This window comes from Pseudodesulfovibrio mercurii (assembly GCF_000189295.2).
Taxonomy (GTDB): domain Bacteria; phylum Desulfobacterota; class Desulfovibrionia; order Desulfovibrionales; family Desulfovibrionaceae; genus Pseudodesulfovibrio; species Pseudodesulfovibrio mercurii.
This window is the reverse complement of record NC_016803.1, coordinates 3806775-3823388: the sequence shown is the minus strand read 5'-3', so window position 1 is coordinate 3823388 and position 16614 is coordinate 3806775. Positions and strand designations below refer to the sequence as shown.

Genomic DNA, 16614 nt, shown 5'->3' with positions numbered 1-16614 from the left:
GGCCATGGCGGACAACACACCGGTCATCAGCGTTCGCAACCTGACCTGCGGCTACGACGGCGTGGTCATCGTCAACGACGTGACCTTCGACATCAACCGGGGCGAGGTCTTCATCATCCTCGGCGGCTCGGGCTGCGGCAAGTCCACCCTGCTCAAGAACATGATCGGCCTGATCGAGCCCATGGCGGGCCGGGTCCTCTTCGGCGGCGACGACCTGACCTCGGCCACGGGCGAGGCGCGCCAGACGATCATCCGCAAGTTCGGGGTCATGTACCAGATGGGCGCCCTGTTCGGGTCCATGTCCGTGCTCCAGAACGTCATGCTGCCGCTGGAGGAGTTCACCGACCTGCCCCAGGAGGCCATAGAACTCATCGCCAAGTCCAAGCTGGCCATGGTGGACATGGAGAACGCGGCCTACAAGATGCCCGCCGCCCTGTCCGGCGGCATGAAGAAGCGGGCGGCCATCGCCAGGGCCATGGCGCTGGACCCCGGCATCCTCTTCCTGGACGAGCCGGGCGCGGGGCTGGACCCCATCTCCAGCGCGGTCCTGGACGACCTCATCCTCGACCTGTCCAAGAACCTGGGCATCACCTTCGTCATCGTCACCCATGAATTGGAAAGCATTTACAAAATAGCGGATCGGGTTATCATGCTCGACAAGGAAGTCAAAACCATCGTGGCCGAGGGCGACCCGCGCGTGCTGCGGGACACCTCGGACAACCCGTTCGTCAGGCGCTTCTTTCTCCGCCAACCCGACATCGACACCCCCGGCCACGGCCCGGACGGACAACCGGCAGCCCAAGGATAGGCAATGGTACGCAAAAAAGACTATTTCAAGCTGGGGTTGTACATCATCCTCGGCACCGGCATGCTCCTGGCCGTGGTCGTCATCCTCGGGGCCGGACGCTACTTCCAGACCACCTTCCCCCTGGAGACCTACTTCGACGAGTCGGTCAACGGGCTGTCCGTGGGCTCCCCGGTGAAGCTGCGCGGCGTTCAGGTGGGCCGCGTGGCCGAGATCAACTTCGTGTCCAACATCTACCACGACGCCAAGTCGCCCCAGTCCCGCTACGTCTACGTCCGCTGCGAGGTCAACCCGGACCTGTTCAAGGAGATGACCGACGACGAGTTCGTCGAGCATGTGGCACGCGAGGCCAAGCGCGGCATGCGCATCCGGCCCACCTCCCTGGGGCTGACCGGCCAGCTCTTCCTGAATACGATCTACCAGGACCCCAAGACCAACCCGCCCCTGCCCATCGACTGGACCCCGGAATACGCGTACATCCCGTCCGTGCCCTCCACCCTGAGCCGGGTCGAGGAGGCCGTGACCACCATCAGCAAGACCCTGAGCAGCCTCAGGCAGGAAGACCTCCAGTCGATCATCAAGGACGTCAAGTCCATCGTCGGGACCATCGACGACTTCATGAAGACCGAGGGCGGCCGGGAGGCGGGCAACCGCGTGCTCGACATCCTCCAGTCCACCCGGAGCATCCTGGGCCGGACCGACAGGCTGCTGGCCGACCCGGCGGCCGAGACCCTCATCCCGCACACCGCCTCCATCCTGTCCAACGTGGACCGCATCACTTCGGAGTCCGCCGACAACATCATCAAGGCCGCGGCCGAGACCAGGGCGGCCATCGCCAGCTTCAAGCAGGCCTCCCAGGTCCTGAGCAAGACCCTGACCGACCCGCGCATGGACAAGGCCATGGCCGAGATCGCCCCCTCCCTGGAAAACATCTCCAGGGCCTCGTCCGACCTGGCCGCCGCCGTGACCAAGGTCCACACCCTGATCAACCGCCTCAACGGCATGGCCGCCTCCCAGGAGGCCAACGTCCGGTCCATCATCGAGGACACCCGCGAGGTCATGCAGAACGTCAAGGAACTCACGGACGACGCCAAGCGCTACCCGTCCGGCGTGATCTTCGGCACCCCGCCGAGCAAACCCCATCCCGAAGGCAACTAAGCGGTGACCGTCATGAAACGATACGCCCTTCTCATCGCCCTCCTGGTCACGGCCCTGGCCGCTTCGGCCTGCGTCAAGCTGGGCAGCAAGCCCCTGGAAAAGCGCTACTACCAGATCGCCCCGGCACGCACCGCGCCCAAGGCGGCCGCCCCCCGCGACATCATCCTCCTTGTCCGGCGGCTGTCCGTCTCGGACCTCTACAACACCCGCGAGCTGGTCTATCGCGGCCCCGAGGAACGCATTGATTCCGATTTCTACAACATGTTCTTCGTCAGCCCGGCCAACATGCTGACCACCGAGTTGCGCCGCTGGCTGCGCGAGTCCGGCCTGTTCGCGCACATCATCGAGCCCGGCAGCATGGCCGTGCCCGGCCTGACCCTGGAGGGCACGGTCAACGCGCTCTACGGCGACTATTCCACCGCCGCCCCCGCCGCCGTGGTCGAGATGCAGTTCTTCGCGGTGGACGAATCCACCGCGGACAACACCATCGTCTTCTCCGGCTCCTACTCCGAACGCATCCCCCTGGCCGACGGCTCTCCCCAGGCCCTGGTCAAGGGGCTGACCCAGGGCGTGGAGACCGTGTTCACCGCCCTTGAATCCGACCTGGCCGCCGCGCCGCTGAAAAACTGATGGCAAAGAAGAAACCGACCTACCGGCCCGAGGAATTCGACGAGATCGACGACCGCCCGAGCCGCTCCCAGCTCAAGCGCGACATGACCGCCCTGCAACAGCTCGGGGCCGACCTGGCCGCGCTGGGCGACAAGGTGATCTTGGAGGCGGACCTGCCCCCCGAGGTGGAAAAGGCCCTGCTGCTCATCAAGACCCTGACCAAGCACGAGGCCAAACGCCGCCACATGCAGTACGTGGGCAAGCTCATGCGCACCTTCGACACCACCCACGTTCGCGAACTGGTGGAGGCCGCCCACCTCGGCCACGAGGTCAAGACCCAGGCCTTCCAGGCGATCGAATCCCTGCGCGACCGCCTCCTGGACGGCGACGACGACCTGCTCCAGGAACTGTTCGAGACCCACCCGGACAACGGCCAGCGCATCCGCCAACTGACCCTTGGCGCCCGCCGCGAAAAAACCGCCGGCAAGCCCCCCAAGGACGCCCGCGCCCTCTTCCGCCTCCTCCGCGATCTCCAGTCAGCGGAGTAATAGAAGCCTCCAGCGGCCGAGGGAAGGGGGAAAGGGAACCCTTTGAAAAGGGCTTCCCTTTCCCCCTTCCCCCGGGCCCTCATCTCCCTTTCCTTCCTAAACTTTTTATCGCCGCTGCGCGGAAGGCGTGCGGGCGCGCGAAGCCGTGCCCGGATAGCGGATAACAAGCACGAAAAAGCCCCCGCGTTCGCATCCCGCGAAGCGGAACCAAAAAGTTTGGGAGGGAGAGAGGGGGATTGGGGGGTCCAGGGGGAAAGGGGAGAGGGGGAACCTTTTTCTCAAAAGGTTCCCCCTCTCCCCTTTCCCCCTGGCCGCCGGAGGCGATAAAAAAACAACCCCATGGGGTTGACGGCGGGGGTTGGGGGATTATTTTGTATCCATCGATAAAACGACGGCTTCAGTTGCCGCATGCAAGGAGATACAGCGATGGTCATTCATGAATACGCGGGCATCGTCACCGAGTTGCCCGACAAGAACTGTCCGCATTGCGGCCAACGGCTGGACCCCTGGCTGGCGCCGCCCGAAACTGGCTGGGGCGTCATCCTCATCTGCAACAACAACAATTGTCCGCATTATCTCAGTTCCGAGACCGACATCCTGCACAAGCGCGACGATTCCCACCTGGGCTGCCGCTACGCCGAGGATCCGGACAACGGCTTCAAGCCCGTCAACGTCCTGGCCGTCTGCCCCCACTAGGGCGAGCATTTCATAGAACACCGTGAAAAGGGTCCTGCGCGAGCGGGGCCCTTTTCACGTTCCGGGCCCCGCGCGGATGGCCGCCATCCGAATATATGATGGCCCACGCCATTCCCTTCAACCGTGAACAATGGTAGACGATTCGATCACATCCGCAGGAGTCGTTCATGGGTATCGCTGAAGGGAAGACAAAGGCATTGCTGGCGCTGTGGGCGGCCGTCCTGCTCTGGGCCAGCTCGTTCATCGTGCTCAAGATCGCCTTTCAGCGCTTCGACCCCATGGTGGTCATCTTCGGCCGCATGTTCGTGGCCTCCCTCTGCTTCCTGCTGGTCTTCAGGAACCTGCGCCACATCGACTACCGGCCCGGCGACTGGAAGCTGCTGGCCTTCATGGGCATCTGCGAGCCGGGGCTGTACTTCGTGTTCGAGGCCCTGGCCCTGACCTACACGGACGCCTCCCAGGCCGGGATGATCTGCGCCCTGCTGCCGCTCATGGTGGCCCTGGTGGCGCGCCTGACCCTGGACGAGCCCCTGACCCGGCGCACCGCCACCGGCTTCGGCCTGGCCATCGTCGGGGCGGTGGTCCTGTCCAGCGTGGCCGAGGCCACGGACACGGCGTCCAACCCGATACTCGGCAATTTCCTGGAATTTCTGGCCATGATCTGCGCCTGCGGGTACATGATCGCCCTGAAGAAGCTGACCCCGCGCTACGACCCGTGGTTCCTGACCATGGTCCAGGCCTTCACGGGCTCCCTGTTCTTCTTCCCGCTGCTCTTCCTGCCCACCACCGAACTGCCCACGGCCTTCGACACCACGGGCGTGCTCTCCATCCTCTACCTCGGCGTGTTCGTGACCATCGGGGCCTACGGCATGTACAACTACGGCATGTCCAAGATCCCGGCGGCCCAGGCCTCGGCCTTCATCAATCTCATCCCGGTGATCACCCTGATCCTGGGCATGGTCCTGCTGGGCGAGCGCCTCAACTGGATGCAGTACGCGGCCTCGGCCCTGGTCATCGCCGGCGTGTACGTCAGCCAGGACCGCAAGGCCGCGCAGGCCGACTAGCCCCTACAGCTCGATGAAGATGTCCGGCCGACGGCAGCCCGCCTCGGCCAGCAGCCTGGCCACGGCCCCGGCCCCGGCCTCGCCCGCGTCCAGGCTGTAGTCCGTGACGAAGGTCTCGATGTGCGTGCGGATGACGTCCCCGCTCAGTTCCTGCGCGTTTTGGCGGATGTACTCCCGCCCGGCCTCGGGATGGGCGCGGGCGTAGAGCAGGCTCCGCCGGATGGCCTCGTTCATGCGCCGGGCCGTGTCATCGCCGAGCGACCGCCGGATGGCGATGGCCCCCAGCGGGATGGGCAGGCCGGTGTGCGCCTCCCACCACGCCCCCAGGTCGAGCACCCGGACCAGGCCGCGCTCGGCAAAGGTGAACCGCCCCTCGTGGATGACCACGCCCGCGTCCGCCCGCCCGGCCCGCACCGCGTCCATGACCCGGTCGAAGACCATGGGCGCGCGCCGTACCGCAATCCCGGCCTCCCGGCAGCACAGCCCGAAGATCAGATTGGCCGTGGTCCGCTCGCCCGGAATGGCCACCGTGCCGCCGTCCAGAGAGTCGAGGGTCCGCCCCTGCCGGGCCACCAGCACCGGCCCGGCCCCGTAGCCCATGGCCCCGCCCGCGCGCAGCAGCACGTACTCGTCCAGAATCCCGGCGGCGGCGGCCGTGGACACCTTGACCACGTCCAGCGCACCCTCGGCGGCCAGCCCGTTCAGTTCCTCCACGTCGGCCAGGGTCAGGTCCAGCCCGCCCGGCCAGTCCACCAGCCCGCTGGTCAGGGCGTGAAAGATGAAGGTGTCGTTGGGACAGGGAGAATGGCCGATGGTCAATTTTTTCTGCATGACAACCTTCTGTTTTACCTAATTTTCATCACCATACTTGACACGATCTCCGCGTCCTTGTACTCATGGTGACCACCTGGTCACCACTACTGGAACCGACCGGAAAGCGCAAGTACGGGAGCCCGGCATTGACAAAAAACACCTTTGAGAACCTGCCCGAGGAGAAGCGGCGGCGCGTCCTGGACGAGGCCACCGTGGAGTTCGCCGAGTACGGCTACCACCAGGCCTCGGTCAACCGCATCGTGGACCGTCTGGGCATCGCCAAGGGTTCGCTGTTCAAGTATTTCGGCAACAAGCAGGGGCTGTTCGAGCACATCTTCAGTCGCGCCGTGGCCGGGTTCAAGAAGCCTCTCAAGGTCATCCGCGACACGCCGGGCCTGGACTTCTTCGAGCGCATGGAGATGAGCTTCCTGGCCGGGACCCGGTTCGTGGACGACCACCCCAACCTGTACCGCATCTATCTGAAGATGCTCTTCAACGAGAATTTCCCCCTGCGCGAACGGTTCCTCGGCGAGATCCGGGGCGCGCACGCCAAGTACCTCCGGCAGCTCATCGAGGACGGCATCCGGGCGGGCCAGCTGCCCGCCGCACTGGACGTGGACATGGCCGTGTTCACCCTGCACGCGGTCATGGACCGCTTCATCCAGGGCTATGCCGTGCCCTCCCTGGACAACGGGCTCGCGCCCGCCGCCTCCCTGCCGGACCTGGCCCGCGCCCTGGCCGCCTTCCTGCGCCACGGCCTGGCCGACATCCCTTCACAGGAGTAACCGCATGAACCTGTTCAAAAGCGACTATTTCGACAACATGGGCCTGGCCGACGTGCGCGACAAGGTCGAGGCGGGCGAGCGCCTGTCCTTCGACGACGGCGTGCGCCTGTTCCGCTGCCCCGAGCCCCTGGCCGTGGGCGCGCTGGCCCATCGCGTGCGCACCCGGCTGCACGGCGACAAGGCCTTCTACGTGGTCAACCGCCACGTCAACTACACCAACGTCTGCGTCAACGGCTGCGTGTTCTGCGCCTACCAGCGCGAGGAAGGCCAGTCCGGCGGCTTCGTCCTGACCCGCGACGACGTCCTGGCCAAGCTCGCCGCCGCCCCGCTCCCGCCGCGCGAGGTGCACATCGTCGGCGGCTGCCACCCGAAGCTCGGCCTGGCCTATTTCGAGGACATCCTCGCCGCCGTGCGCGACCGCTACCCGGACGCGGTCCTCAAGTGTTTCACCGCCGTGGAGATCGCCCACTTCGCCCGCCTGGAAGGCGTCCCGACCCGCGAGGTCCTGGTCCGCCTGCAAACGGCCGGGCTGGGCATGCTGGCCGGCGGCGGGGCCGAGATATTCGCCCCTTCGGTGCGCGAACAACTCTGCCCGCGCAAGGCCACGGCCGACGAGTGGCTGGCCATCCACGAGGAAGCCCACGGGTTGGGCATCAGGACCAACGCGACCATGCTCTTCGGGCACATCGAGGCCGTCGAGGACCGCGTGGACCACCTCATCCGCCTGCGCGAATCCCAGGACCGGGCGCACGGGTACACCTGTTTCATCCCCCTGCCCTTCCTGACCGAGAACAGCAAACTCAGGATCGACAACCCGTTGACCGGCCTGGAGGAGCTCAAGACCATCGCTGTATCCCGGCTGCTCCTCGACAACATCCCGCACATCAAGGCCTACTGGGTCATGCTCGGGGTCAAACAGGCCCAGGCCGCCCTCAAGTTCGGGGCCGACGACTTCGACGGCACGGTGGTCGAGGAAAAGATCGGCCACGAGGCCGGGGCCACCTCGGAACAGGGGCTGTCCCGGTCCGAACTGACCAACATGATCCGGGGCTGCGGCTGCACCCCCGTCGAACGCGACGGCTTTTTCAACGAGGTGTAATGCCTCCGGCGGCCGGGGGAAGGGAAAAACCTTTGAAAAGGGTTCTTTCCTCCCCTTCCCCCGGACCCCCATCCCCACCTTTTCCCAAACTCTTTGGCGCCGCTTCGCGGGGTGAAGTTCGGGCGGGAGGTTCAGGAGAGAACAGTATGAGCGAGCTTGAAAAAATATATGGGAAGGTTCTGGACGGCGGGCGGATCGGGTTCGACGAGGCCGAGACGCTGTATGCTGAGGCGGAGTTTCACGACCTGGGGCGGTTGGCCCATCAGGTGCGGCTGCGCAGGCATCCCGAGCCCGTGGTCACCTACGTGGTGGACCGGAACATCAACTATTCCAACGTCTGCGTCTGCTGCTGCAAGTTCTGCGCGTTCTACCGCGAGCCCGGCGGAGCGGACGGCTACGTGCTCTCCTTCGAAGAGATCGGACGCAAGATCGACGAGACCATCGCCCTGGGCGGCACCCAGATCCTCATGCAGGGCGGGCACCACCCGGACCTGCCCCTGACCTGGTACGAGGACATGCTCCGCTTCATCAAGGCCGAGCACCCCGTGCACATCCACGCCTTTTCCCCGCCCGAGGTGGTCTTCTGGGCCAACAGGGAAGGTCTCTCCGTGGCCGAGGTCATCCGGCGGCTACGTGCGGCCGGGCTGGACTCCATCCCCGGCGGCGGGGCCGAGATCCTGGTGGACGAGGTCCGCTCCCGGGTGGCTCCCAACAAGTGTCCGTCCGACCAGTGGCTCGGCGTCATGGAGGAGGCCCACCGCCAGGGGCTGCGGACCACCGCGACCATGATGTTCGGCCACCTCGAGACCCCGGTCCAGCGGCTCGAACACCTCTTCCGGGTGCGCGAGGTCCAGGACCGCACCCACGGCTTCACGGCCTTCATCCCCTGGACCTTCCAGCCCGACCACACCGCCCTGCCTCGCTGCCGCAAGCTGACCAGCGTGGAGTACCTGCGTACCCTGGCCGTCTCGCGCATCGTCCTGGACAATGTGGACAACATCCAGGTTTCCTGGGTGACCATGGGGCCCAAGATCGCCCAGCTGGCCCTGTATTTCGGCGGCAACGACTTCGGCTCGACCATGATCGAGGAGAACGTGGTCAAGGCCGCGGGCGTGTCCTTCAGCCTGTCCCGCGAGGAAATCCACCGCCTGGTCCGGGGCGCGGGGTTCGTCCCCCGGCAGCGGACCATGGACTATACCCTTCTGGAGGCCGAATAATGAGCGTGCGTCTCGGCAAGATCGGCTATCTCAACGTCCTGCCCATCTACCATCCCCTGGAGACCGGCATCCTGCCCATGGACTGCGAGGTCACTTCGGGCCCGCCCGCCGAGTTGAACCGGCTCATGGACGCCGGGCTCCTCGACGTGTCCGCCGCGTCCAGCGTGGAATACGCGCGCCACGCGGACAAGTACTACCTCATCCCGGACATCGCCATCGGCAGCCGGGGACCGGTGCAGTCGGTGCTGCTCCTGAGCCGCCGCCCGGTGGAGGAACTGGACCGCAGGACCATCCTGGTCAGCGCCCAGACCCACACCTCCGCCGCCCTGCTCCGCGTGCTCCAGGCCAAATTGTGGAAGATACGGACCGTGTTCACCACCGGCAGCGCCACCGACGTCCTCGGCACCGGGGAACGTCCCCAGGCCATCCTGTGCATCGGCGACGAGGCCCTGAACCTGCGCTATCACCCCGACTATCCCTACCGCATCGACCTGGGCGAGGCCTGGCGCGAGCTGACCGGCCTGCCGTTCATCTTCGGCGTCTGGATCGTCAGCCGCGAAAGCTGGAACCGGGACAGGGAAAAGGTGGAACAGGCCGCGAATCTGCTCCTGGCGGGCAAGCACTGGGGCGAGGAGAACATCGCCGACGTCTGCGTCATGGCCGCCGAGGAGAGCTGCCTGAACGATGAGGAGATGTGCTCCTACTTCGACGGCCTGGTCTACGACCTCGGGCCCGAGGAGCAACGGGGCATGCGGGCCTTCTACGAAAGCCTGGTGGAGACCGGGATCATCGAACGCGTCCCGGAGCTGGTCTTCCTGCCCTCCGCCTAGCCGTGGAATTCCACGAAGGCCTTGAGGGCCGGGAACATGTACCGGCCGCCGTGGTGGATCAGGTAGAACTCGCGCCGTCCCTCCAGGGCAGGGGCCTTGATCCGGACCACCTCGCCGCTGTCCAGCAGGGACTGGGCGGCCAGTTTCGAGGTGAAGCACATCCCCACCCCGTGCACCGCGTGGGCCAGGCTCTCGCAGGTGCCCTCCACCTTGATGCGCACATTCAGGTTCTGCAGGGAATAGCCCGCCTTGTTCAAGGCGTTCTCCAGGACCAGCCGCGTGGCCGAGCCCTTGACGCGCATGATCCACGGCAACTCCACCAACCGCTCCATGGGCAGGTTGTCGCCCTCGGGCAGCCAGGGAGCGTGCGGAGAGGCCACCAGGATGGTCTCGTCCCTGGCCAGGAGCTTGGCCACCAGTTCCTCTTCCTCGGGCCGCTTGCCCACAATGCCCACGGGCCAGTCGCCGCAGGCCACCCTGCGGATGACCTCGGACGAGTCGCCGGTGTGGACCACGAAGGAGACCTCGGGATACTTGGCGGAAAAGGACTTGAGCAGTTCCGGCAGAAGACTGTGCGACGGGATGGTGCTGCACCCCACCTGCAACTCGCCGACCACCCGGTCGCGCAGGACCTCGATGGCCGCCTTGGCCCGGTCCAGGTTGCGGAAGATGGTCACCATGCTCTCGTAGAGGACATCACCGGCCTGGGTGGGCATGATCTTCCGCCCCAACCGGTCGAACAGCTTGACGCCCAACTCGTCCTCCAAGTTGGCCACGTGCGAACTGATGGTCGGCTGGGACAGGAACATGGCCTCCCCGGCCTTGGAAAAACTTTGCAGTTCGTATACCTTGCAAAAGGCCTCAAGCTTTCTGATGTCCATAAAATCAATCCTGTAAATAGACGTAATCTATAATTTAAGACAAAAAAAGGGCAGGCCGGAGCCTGCCCTCTTTCATTATTCCTTGTCAGCCTTTTCCTCGGCCTCGGGAGTTTCCTCGACCGGTTCTTCGGCTTTCTCGGGAGCGGCCTTGGGCGCTTCCTTCTTCTCGGCCTTCTTGGCGGGAGCCGGCTTGGCTTCCTCCTTGGCCGGGGCTTCGGCGGTGGCCTCGGCGCCCTTCTTGGTCAGCTCGATGATGACCATGGGGGCGCAGTCGCCCTTGCGGGGCTGGGAGAGCTTGACGATGCGGGTGTATCCGCCGACGCCGCTCTCGAAGCGGGGACCGATCTCGTCGAAGAGACGCTGAACCATCTGGTGGCTGCCGAGGACCTTGTACGCCTGACGGCGGGAATGCAGGTCGTTGCGCAGAGCCATGGTCAGGAGCTTGTCAACGATGCGACGAAGTTCCTTGGCCTTGGCTTCGGTGGTGCGGATCTGCTCGTAGGTCAGGAGGGCGCGAGCCATGTTCTTGAACATGGCCGCACGGTGCGTATTGGACCGATTCAGTTTGCGGCCGGACTTTCTATGCCTCATTTTTCTCTTTCCTCTTCAACCATTCCTGGTATTTCTTGTCAAAATCCTCGACGGACATGCCGAACTTGAGTGCCATGCCGTCCAGAACCCGACGGATTTCGTCCAGGGACTTGCGTCCGAAGTTCTTGGTCTTGAGCATGGTCTGTTCGGTACGCTGGACCAGTTCGCCCACCAGCTGGATGTTGGCGGCCTTCAAGCAGTTGGTGGCGCGAACCGAGAGTTCGAGCTCGTCAATGGACTTGAAGAGGTTCGGGTTCAGATCGATGGAGTTGTCCTCTTCCTCGTGCGTCTCGGAGGAGGATTCATCGAAGTTGATGAACACCGAAAGCTGGTCCTTGAGAATCTTGGCGCTGTATGCACAGGCATCCTCGGGAGTGACGGAACCGTCGGTCCACACTTCCAGGATGAGCTTGTCGTAGTTCGTCATCTGGCCGACGCGCGCCTGTTCGACGGAATACGCGACCTTCTTGACGGGGGAGTAGCTGGCGTCGAGGACCATGGAGCCGATTTCGTCGGTCAGCCCTTCATGCATGTCGGCCGGAACGTAACCCTTGCCCATGCGGACTTCCAATTCCATCTTCAGGGGGCGATTTTCGGTCAGGGTGGCGATGAGCTGATCCTTGTTCAGAATGGTCACATTCTGGTTTTCCTGGATCATGCCGGCCGTGACCTGCCCCTTCTTGTTGGCTTCGAGGACCAAGCGCTGGGGCTCGTCCGTGGTCATGGCGATGCGAACCTGCTTCAGGTTCAGCACTACCTCGGTCATATCCTCAAGCACCCCCGGCAACGTGGTGAACTCATGCTGCACTCCCTCGATGGAGGCGGACACGATGGCACACCCCTGCATGGAGGAGAGAAGAACCCGGCGCATGGCGTTGCCGATGGTGGTGGCGTAGCCGCGCTCCAGAGGTTCGCAGATGAATTTACCGTACGTCTTGGAGGACTTGGAGTCGCGCACGAGGGCCTCGGGCTTGACCAGTTGGCTCCAGTTACGGGTGTTGATGAGTTTGTCGCCGTTCTCAATAAGCATGTAGTCCCCTATTTACTTGGAGTACAATTCGACAATCAGCTGCTCGTTGATCGGGAACTGGATGTCTTCCCGGCTCGGCATGGCCTTAACCGTGCCCTTGAAGTTGGCGCCGTCGGATTCCAGCCACTCGGGGCAGCCGCGGCGGGCGATGACTTCCTGGGCCTCGTTGATCACGGGGATCTTGCGGGCTTCCTCGCGGACCTCGATCACGTCCTCGGCCTTGACCTGCATGGACGGGATGGACACGCGGCGGCCGTTGAGCTTGAAGATGCCGTGGAGGACCAACTGACGAGCCTGGTCGCGGGAGTTGGCGAAGCCGAGACGGTAGATCACGTTGTCGAGTCGACGCTCCAGCAGGAACAGCAGGTTGTGACCCGCCACGCCCTTCATGCCTTCAGCGCGCTTGTAGTAGGTGCGGAACTGGCCTTCAAGAATGCCGTACATGCGGCGGACCTTCTGCTTCTCGCGCAGCTGGACGGCGTAGTCGGACATCTTGTGGCGAAGGCGGCCGGCCTGTCCCGGAGGATAGGGGCGCTTTTCGTAGGCGCACTTGTCGGTGTAGCAGCGATCACCCTTGAGGAAGAGCTTCTCTCCCTCGCGGCGGCACAGCTTGCATTTTGCTTCGGTATATCTTGCCACGATAATTCTCCTTAATTAGACCCTGCGGCGTTTGGGCGGCCGGCAACCATTGTGCGGGATCGGGGTGATGTCCCGGATGAAAGTGACTTTGAAGCCGACATTGTTGATGGCGCGCATGGCGGCCTCACGTCCGGAGCCGGGGCCCTTGACGTAGATGCCGACGGTACGCATGCCGGAATCCTGCGCGCGCTTGGCGGCGGCTTCGGCGGCCATCTGTGCCGCGAAAGGAGTGGACTTCCGGGAACCCTTGAAGTGAGCACCGGCGGAGGCCCAGCTGACGACATTGCCCTTGACGTCGGTGAAGGTCACGATCGTGTTGTTGAACGTGGCCTTGACGTGGGCAATACCGACGGGAATATTCTTCTTTTCTTTTTTCTTCCCAGAGCGACGGGGTTTAGCCATTGCCTTAATCTCCGTTGAATAAAAGTCTTATACAACGCCCGCGCGCTCACGGGCGCACCGGCGAAAGTCGCATGACGAGCTATTTCTTCTTGCGGCCCATGACGGAACGGCGCGGACCCTTGCGGGTACGGGCGTTGGTCTTGGACTTCTGACCGCGAACGGGCAGGCCGCGGCGATGGCGCAGGCCGCGGTAGCAGCCGATGTCCATCAACCGTTTGATGTTGGTGGTGATCTCGCGACGGAGGTCACCCTCGACCTTGTAGTTGTTCTCGATCTCGACGCGAATCTGGTTGACGTCGTCGGCAGTGAGGTCGTCACTGCTCATCGTCCAATCGATACCGGTGGTCTCGAGAATCTGCATGGCCATGGTGCGGCCGATGCCGTAAATGTACGTCAACGCGATGTCGATGCGCTTGTTCCTCGGCAGATCAACGCCAGCAATACGTGCCATAGTTCTTTCCCTCTATCCTTGACGCTGCTTGTGCCGGGGATTTTCGCAGATCACCCGCAGCACGCCGTTGCGCCGAATTACTTTGCACTTGGAACACATTTTCTTCACAGAAGGTCTGACTTTCATGACCATCTCCAATGTCTAAATAACAATAATGCCCATACCCCCCTGCCGGGGGGTGGCCTTTTTAACGAAGCTGCGTTTTATACAGCCTTTTGGAACAAAGAGCAAGCCCGAATTGCAGGCCCCCGGAGGAGCTAGTCGGACAGGCTCAATATTCTCGGTCCATCGTGGGTCACGGCGACGGTGTGCTCGAAGTGAGCGGACAGATTCCTGTCCTTGGTCACCGCAGTCCAGTTGTCCTCGAGAATCTCGACCTCGTATGCGCCCAGTGTGACCATCGGCTCAATGGCAAGGACCATTCCGGCTTTGAGAGGAACGCCGGACAGCCCCCTGGGCACGAAGTTCGGGATCTCGGGCTTCTCGTGAAGATGACTGCCGATCCCATGACCTACAAAACGACGGACGATGCCCAGGCCGAACCCTTCCACGTATGACTGGATTGCCGCGGAGATGTCATACAGATTGTTTCCGGGCCGGGCCTGTTCGATCCCTATATACAGAGACTCGCGGGTTACATCCATGAGTTTCTGCGCTTCTTTGGAAACCTGGCCCACCCCGAAGGTCCGGGCCGAGTCTCCGTGGAATCCCTTGTATTCGACACCCATGTCGAAACTGACGATGTCGCCCTCCTTGAGGATGCGCTCCTCGGAGGGAAAGCCGTGCACGATCTCCTCGTTGACCGAGCAGCACAGGGCGAAGGGAAATCCCTGGTAACCCAGGAAGTTCGGTCTGACCCCGTACTCGTCGCAGCGTGCGCGGCAGATATTCTCGAAGTACATGGTGGACACGCCGGGTCGGACGTTCTCACCCAGTTCGTCGAGAATTCTGGAAACAATGCGATTGGCCTCACGCATGAGGCCAATCTCTTTATCATTCTTGAGGAAGACGCCCCGAAACTTTTTCAAGACTAGCGCCTGCCTTTGATTTTATTGCCCTTCCCCATCAATCCCTCGTATTGGCGGGAGATCATGTAGGACTCGATCTGGCCCATGAAGTCCATGGCCACACCGACCACGATCAGCAGCGAGGTGCCGCCGAAATAGAACGGCACGCCGAACTTGCTGATCAGGACCATGGGCAGCACGCAGACCGCCGAGACATAGAAGGCGCCCCACAGGGTGATGCGGGCGAGCACCTTGTCGATGTACTCGCGGGTGCGGTTGCCCGGACGGATGCCCGGGATGAAGCCGCCCTGCTTCTGGATGTTCTCCGCGATTCCCTTGGGATCGAACATGATCGCCGTGTAGAAATAGCAGAAGAAGATGATGATCCCGATGTACAGGATGTTGTACAGGATGGAATCGGGCCGGAAGTAGGACGAGAAGTCCTGCAAATACTTGTTGTTCGAGAACTGGGCAAGCGTTGCAGGGAACATCAGGATGGAGGACGCGAAGATCGGCGGGATGACGCCGGCCGTGTTGATCTTCAGCGGCAGATGCGTGGTCTGGCCGCCGAACATGCGCCGCCCCTGCTGACGTTTGGCATAGTGGATGGGGATGCGGCGCTGGCCGCGCTCCATGAACACGATGAAGGCCAGGACCGCGACCATGGCCACGATCAGGAAGAGCAGGATGAACAGCGAGATCTCGCCCACGGTCATCAGCTGCAGGGTGTTGATCACCGCGGCCGGGAGGCCGGCGATGATACCCGCGTAGATGATCAGCGAGATGCCGTTTCCGATGCCCTTCTCCGTCATCTGTTCGCCCAGCCACATCAGGAACACGGTGCCCGCGGTCAGGGTCAGGATCGTCATCAGCTTGAAGCTGATCCCGGAGTAGAGGACCATGGGCGCGCCCGTGGGCGAGCTCATGGACTCCAGTCCGGTGGCGATGGCAAAACCCTGAACGACGGTGATCAGCACCGTGCCGTACCGGGTATATTGAGTTATCTTCTTGCGGCCGGCCTCGCCTTCCTCCTTCTGGAGCCGTTTCAGCTCGGGGCTGACCACGGTCAGAAGTTGAAGGATGATCGAGGCCGAAATGTACGGCATGATACCCAGGGCGAAGATGGACATCCGTTTGAGTCCACCGCCGGAGAACATGTCGAACACGCCGAAGAGGGTGTTCTGCGCCTGCGCGAAGAACTCGGAAAGCGCGGCACTGTCGACGCCGGGAATAGGGATATGTATGCCCAACCGGTAGACAGCGAGCAGTGCGAATGTCCAGAGCAGCTTTTTCCGCAACTCCGGCAACCGGGCAATATTGTCAACTCCTGACATCGTCTCAGTACCCTTCCGAATCAGTAGTGCGTTTATGCTTCAATGGCCTTGGCGGTACCGCCGGCCTGGGCAATCTTCTCGGCAGCGGACGCACTGAAGCGATGGGCTTCGATGGTCACGGCCTTGTCAACGTCACCCGTGCCAAGCACTTTGACCGGAGCGCCGTCCTTGACGACGCCGCGCTCGTACATGTCGGCCAGGGTAATCTCGTCCTTGCCTTCGAACATGGCGATCAGTCGGCCCACGTTCACGGCTTCGTATACTTCACGGAAGGGATTCTTGAATCCGCGCTTGGGCAGGCGCCGGGCCAGAGGCATCTGGCCGCCCTCGAAGCCGGGGCGGACGCCGCCGCCGGAACGGGAGTTCTGGCCCTTGGTGCCCTTGGTGGCGGTCTTGCCCCAGCCGGAGCCGGAGCCGCGGCCTATGCGCTTGCGGTTCTTGTATTCTTCCGGGAAGGCGTAGAGTTCATGAAGTCTCATGATTCGGTAACCTCCACCAGGTGTCTGACCTTATAGACCATTCCGCGGATGACGGGAGTGTCATCGTGCTCTTTGACCTGATTGATCCGGTGCAGGCCCAGGGACTCCAGGATCTTCACCTGGTGGGGCTTGCACGAGATCTTGCTCTTGATCTGTTTCACTTTAATCACGGCGAT

22 protein-coding genes are annotated in these 16614 nt (G+C 63.0%); 10 read left to right on the top strand and 12 right to left on the bottom strand.

Annotated elements, in window-relative coordinates; translation table 11 throughout:
- The first annotated feature begins 4 nt into the window (after positions 1–4).
- From DND132_RS17300 to DND132_RS17275, 6 genes are all read left to right on the top strand, one after another.
- Positions 5–808 carry an ABC transporter ATP-binding protein gene (locus DND132_RS17300; RefSeq protein WP_014324066.1) on the top strand — a complete coding sequence of 268 codons (804 nt, stop codon included), beginning with the start codon at positions 5–7 and terminating at the stop codon, positions 806–808.
- A 3-nt stretch (positions 809–811) separates the two neighbouring features.
- Complete coding sequence (locus DND132_RS17295) at positions 812–1963, top strand: MlaD family protein (protein WP_014324065.1); 1152 nt, start codon at positions 812–814, stop codon at positions 1961–1963.
- A 12-nt stretch (positions 1964–1975) separates the two neighbouring features.
- Entirely contained in the window at positions 1976–2593 is a 618-nt protein-coding gene (locus tag DND132_RS17290) for an ABC-type transport auxiliary lipoprotein family protein (RefSeq protein WP_014324064.1), read from the top strand.
- Complete coding sequence (yjgA, locus tag DND132_RS17285) at positions 2593–3120, top strand: ribosome biogenesis factor YjgA (RefSeq protein ID WP_014324063.1); 528 nt, start codon at positions 2593–2595, stop codon at positions 3118–3120. Before DND132_RS17290 ends, yjgA begins: the two co-directional genes overlap by 1 nt.
- Positions 3121–3546: 426 nt before the next feature.
- Entirely contained in the window at positions 3547–3816 is a 270-nt protein-coding gene (locus DND132_RS17280; RefSeq protein WP_014324062.1) for a hypothetical protein, read from the top strand.
- Positions 3817–3983: 167 nt separating this feature from the next.
- On the top strand, positions 3984–4880 hold the full coding sequence (locus DND132_RS17275; protein ID WP_014324061.1) for a DMT family transporter: 897 nt from the start codon (positions 3984–3986) through the stop codon (positions 4878–4880).
- Positions 4881–4883: 3 nt separating this feature from the next.
- Here the strand turns inward: DND132_RS17275 and DND132_RS17270 are convergent, their stop codons facing one another.
- Positions 4884–5711: a 1,4-dihydroxy-6-naphtoate synthase gene (locus DND132_RS17270; RefSeq protein ID WP_014324060.1), complete on the bottom strand. Its 828-nt coding sequence runs from the start codon at positions 5709–5711 to the stop codon at positions 4884–4886.
- Positions 5712–5839: 128 nt separating this feature from the next.
- Between DND132_RS17270 and DND132_RS17265 the strand changes: the two genes are divergently transcribed.
- The 4 genes from DND132_RS17265 (at position 5840) to DND132_RS17250 (ending at position 9624) form a co-directional block, all read left to right on the top strand.
- The gene (locus DND132_RS17265; RefSeq protein WP_041915845.1) at positions 5840–6478 is read left to right on the top strand and encodes a TetR/AcrR family transcriptional regulator; all 639 of its coding nucleotides are present in this window, start codon (positions 5840–5842) and stop codon (positions 6476–6478) included.
- 4 nt (positions 6479–6482) lie between these two features.
- Positions 6483–7577 carry an aminofutalosine synthase MqnE gene (mqnE, locus tag DND132_RS17260; RefSeq protein WP_014324058.1) on the top strand — a complete coding sequence of 365 codons (1095 nt, stop codon included), beginning with the start codon at positions 6483–6485 and terminating at the stop codon, positions 7575–7577.
- 146 nt (positions 7578–7723) lie between these two features.
- On the top strand, positions 7724–8794 hold the full coding sequence (gene mqnC / locus DND132_RS17255; protein ID WP_014324057.1) for a cyclic dehypoxanthinyl futalosine synthase: 1071 nt from the start codon (positions 7724–7726) through the stop codon (positions 8792–8794).
- A complete protein-coding gene (locus tag DND132_RS17250) occupies positions 8794–9624 on the top strand; it encodes a menaquinone biosynthetic enzyme MqnA/MqnD family protein (RefSeq protein WP_014324056.1) in 831 nt (276 codons plus the stop codon). Before mqnC ends, DND132_RS17250 begins: the two co-directional genes overlap by 1 nt.
- On the opposite strand, the gene DND132_RS17245 is transcribed toward DND132_RS17250, so the two are convergent.
- The 11 genes from DND132_RS17245 to rpmD form a co-directional block, all read right to left on the bottom strand.
- Positions 9621–10505 carry a selenium metabolism-associated LysR family transcriptional regulator gene (locus DND132_RS17245; protein WP_014324055.1) on the bottom strand — a complete coding sequence of 295 codons (885 nt, stop codon included), beginning with the start codon at positions 10503–10505 and terminating at the stop codon, positions 9621–9623. The two genes, DND132_RS17250 and DND132_RS17245, sit on opposite strands and share 4 nt — an antisense overlap.
- A gap of 75 nt (positions 10506–10580) precedes the next feature.
- On the bottom strand, positions 10581–11096 hold the full coding sequence (gene rplQ, locus DND132_RS17240) for a 50S ribosomal protein L17 (protein ID WP_014324054.1): 516 nt from the start codon (positions 11094–11096) through the stop codon (positions 10581–10583).
- Positions 11086–12126, bottom strand: coding sequence for a DNA-directed RNA polymerase subunit alpha (locus tag DND132_RS17235; RefSeq protein WP_014324053.1), 1041 nt, complete (start codon positions 12124–12126; stop codon positions 11086–11088). The genes rplQ and DND132_RS17235 overlap by 11 nt, the downstream gene beginning before the upstream one ends.
- Positions 12127–12138: 12 nt before the next feature.
- Positions 12139–12765 carry a 30S ribosomal protein S4 gene (gene rpsD, locus DND132_RS17230; protein WP_014324052.1) on the bottom strand — a complete coding sequence of 209 codons (627 nt, stop codon included), beginning with the start codon at positions 12763–12765 and terminating at the stop codon, positions 12139–12141.
- A gap of 15 nt (positions 12766–12780) precedes the next feature.
- A complete protein-coding gene (rpsK, locus tag DND132_RS17225) occupies positions 12781–13167 on the bottom strand; it encodes a 30S ribosomal protein S11 (RefSeq protein WP_014324051.1) in 387 nt (128 codons plus the stop codon).
- A 79-nt stretch (positions 13168–13246) separates the two neighbouring features.
- Positions 13247–13618, bottom strand: a complete 372-nt coding sequence (gene rpsM / locus DND132_RS17220) for a 30S ribosomal protein S13 (protein ID WP_014324050.1) — start codon at positions 13616–13618, stop codon at positions 13247–13249.
- 12 nt (positions 13619–13630) lie between these two features.
- Entirely contained in the window at positions 13631–13744 is a 114-nt protein-coding gene (rpmJ, locus tag DND132_RS18130; protein ID WP_014324049.1) for a 50S ribosomal protein L36, read from the bottom strand.
- A gap of 131 nt (positions 13745–13875) precedes the next feature.
- Positions 13876–14646, bottom strand: a complete 771-nt coding sequence (gene map / locus DND132_RS17215) for a type I methionyl aminopeptidase (RefSeq protein WP_014324048.1) — start codon at positions 14644–14646, stop codon at positions 13876–13878.
- A gap of 2 nt (positions 14647–14648) precedes the next feature.
- The gene (gene secY / locus DND132_RS17210; RefSeq protein ID WP_014324047.1) at positions 14649–15959 is read right to left on the bottom strand and encodes a preprotein translocase subunit SecY; all 1311 of its coding nucleotides are present in this window, start codon (positions 15957–15959) and stop codon (positions 14649–14651) included.
- 32 nt (positions 15960–15991) lie between these two features.
- Entirely contained in the window at positions 15992–16438 is a 447-nt protein-coding gene (gene rplO, locus DND132_RS17205; RefSeq protein ID WP_014324046.1) for a 50S ribosomal protein L15, read from the bottom strand.
- Entirely contained in the window at positions 16435–16608 is a 174-nt protein-coding gene (rpmD, locus tag DND132_RS17200; RefSeq protein WP_014324045.1) for a 50S ribosomal protein L30, read from the bottom strand. Before rpmD ends, rplO begins: the two co-directional genes overlap by 4 nt.
- Between the last annotated feature and the right edge of the window lie 6 nt (positions 16609–16614).

Bases quoted from the DNA above. Each gene is read 5' to 3' on its own strand.
- DND132_RS17295 (WP_014324065.1), top strand. From the start codon at position 812: ATGGTACGCAAAAAAGACTATTTCAAGCTGGGGTTGTACATCATCCTC.
- DND132_RS17245 (WP_014324055.1), bottom strand. From the start codon at position 10,505: ATGGACATCAGAAAGCTTGAGGCCTTTTGCAAGGTATACGAACTGCAA.
- rplO (WP_014324046.1), bottom strand. From the start codon at position 16,438: ATGAGACTTCATGAACTCTACGCCTTCCCGGAAGAATACAAGAACCGC.
- rplQ (WP_014324054.1), bottom strand. From the start codon at position 11,096: ATGAGGCATAGAAAGTCCGGCCGCAAACTGAATCGGTCCAATACGCAC.
- DND132_RS17300 (WP_014324066.1), top strand. From the start codon at position 5: ATGGCGGACAACACACCGGTCATCAGCGTTCGCAACCTGACCTGCGGC.
- DND132_RS17270 (WP_014324060.1), bottom strand. From the start codon at position 5,711: ATGCAGAAAAAATTGACCATCGGCCATTCTCCCTGTCCCAACGACACC.
- DND132_RS17275 (WP_014324061.1), top strand. From the start codon at position 3,984: ATGGGTATCGCTGAAGGGAAGACAAAGGCATTGCTGGCGCTGTGGGCG.
- DND132_RS17235 (WP_014324053.1), bottom strand. From the start codon at position 12,126: ATGCTTATTGAGAACGGCGACAAACTCATCAACACCCGTAACTGGAGC.
- yjgA (WP_014324063.1), top strand. From the start codon at position 2,593: ATGGCAAAGAAGAAACCGACCTACCGGCCCGAGGAATTCGACGAGATC.
- DND132_RS17250 (WP_014324056.1), top strand. From the start codon at position 8,794: ATGAGCGTGCGTCTCGGCAAGATCGGCTATCTCAACGTCCTGCCCATC.
- mqnC (WP_014324057.1), top strand. From the start codon at position 7,724: ATGAGCGAGCTTGAAAAAATATATGGGAAGGTTCTGGACGGCGGGCGG.
- rpmJ (WP_014324049.1), bottom strand. From the start codon at position 13,744: ATGAAAGTCAGACCTTCTGTGAAGAAAATGTGTTCCAAGTGCAAAGTA.
- rpsM (WP_014324050.1), bottom strand. From the start codon at position 13,618: ATGGCACGTATTGCTGGCGTTGATCTGCCGAGGAACAAGCGCATCGAC.
- DND132_RS17290 (WP_014324064.1), top strand. From the start codon at position 1,976: ATGAAACGATACGCCCTTCTCATCGCCCTCCTGGTCACGGCCCTGGCC.
- DND132_RS17280 (WP_014324062.1), top strand. From the start codon at position 3,547: ATGGTCATTCATGAATACGCGGGCATCGTCACCGAGTTGCCCGACAAG.
- mqnE (WP_014324058.1), top strand. From the start codon at position 6,483: ATGAACCTGTTCAAAAGCGACTATTTCGACAACATGGGCCTGGCCGAC.
- secY (WP_014324047.1), bottom strand. From the start codon at position 15,959: ATGTCAGGAGTTGACAATATTGCCCGGTTGCCGGAGTTGCGGAAAAAG.
- rpsK (WP_014324051.1), bottom strand. From the start codon at position 13,167: ATGGCTAAACCCCGTCGCTCTGGGAAGAAAAAAGAAAAGAAGAATATT.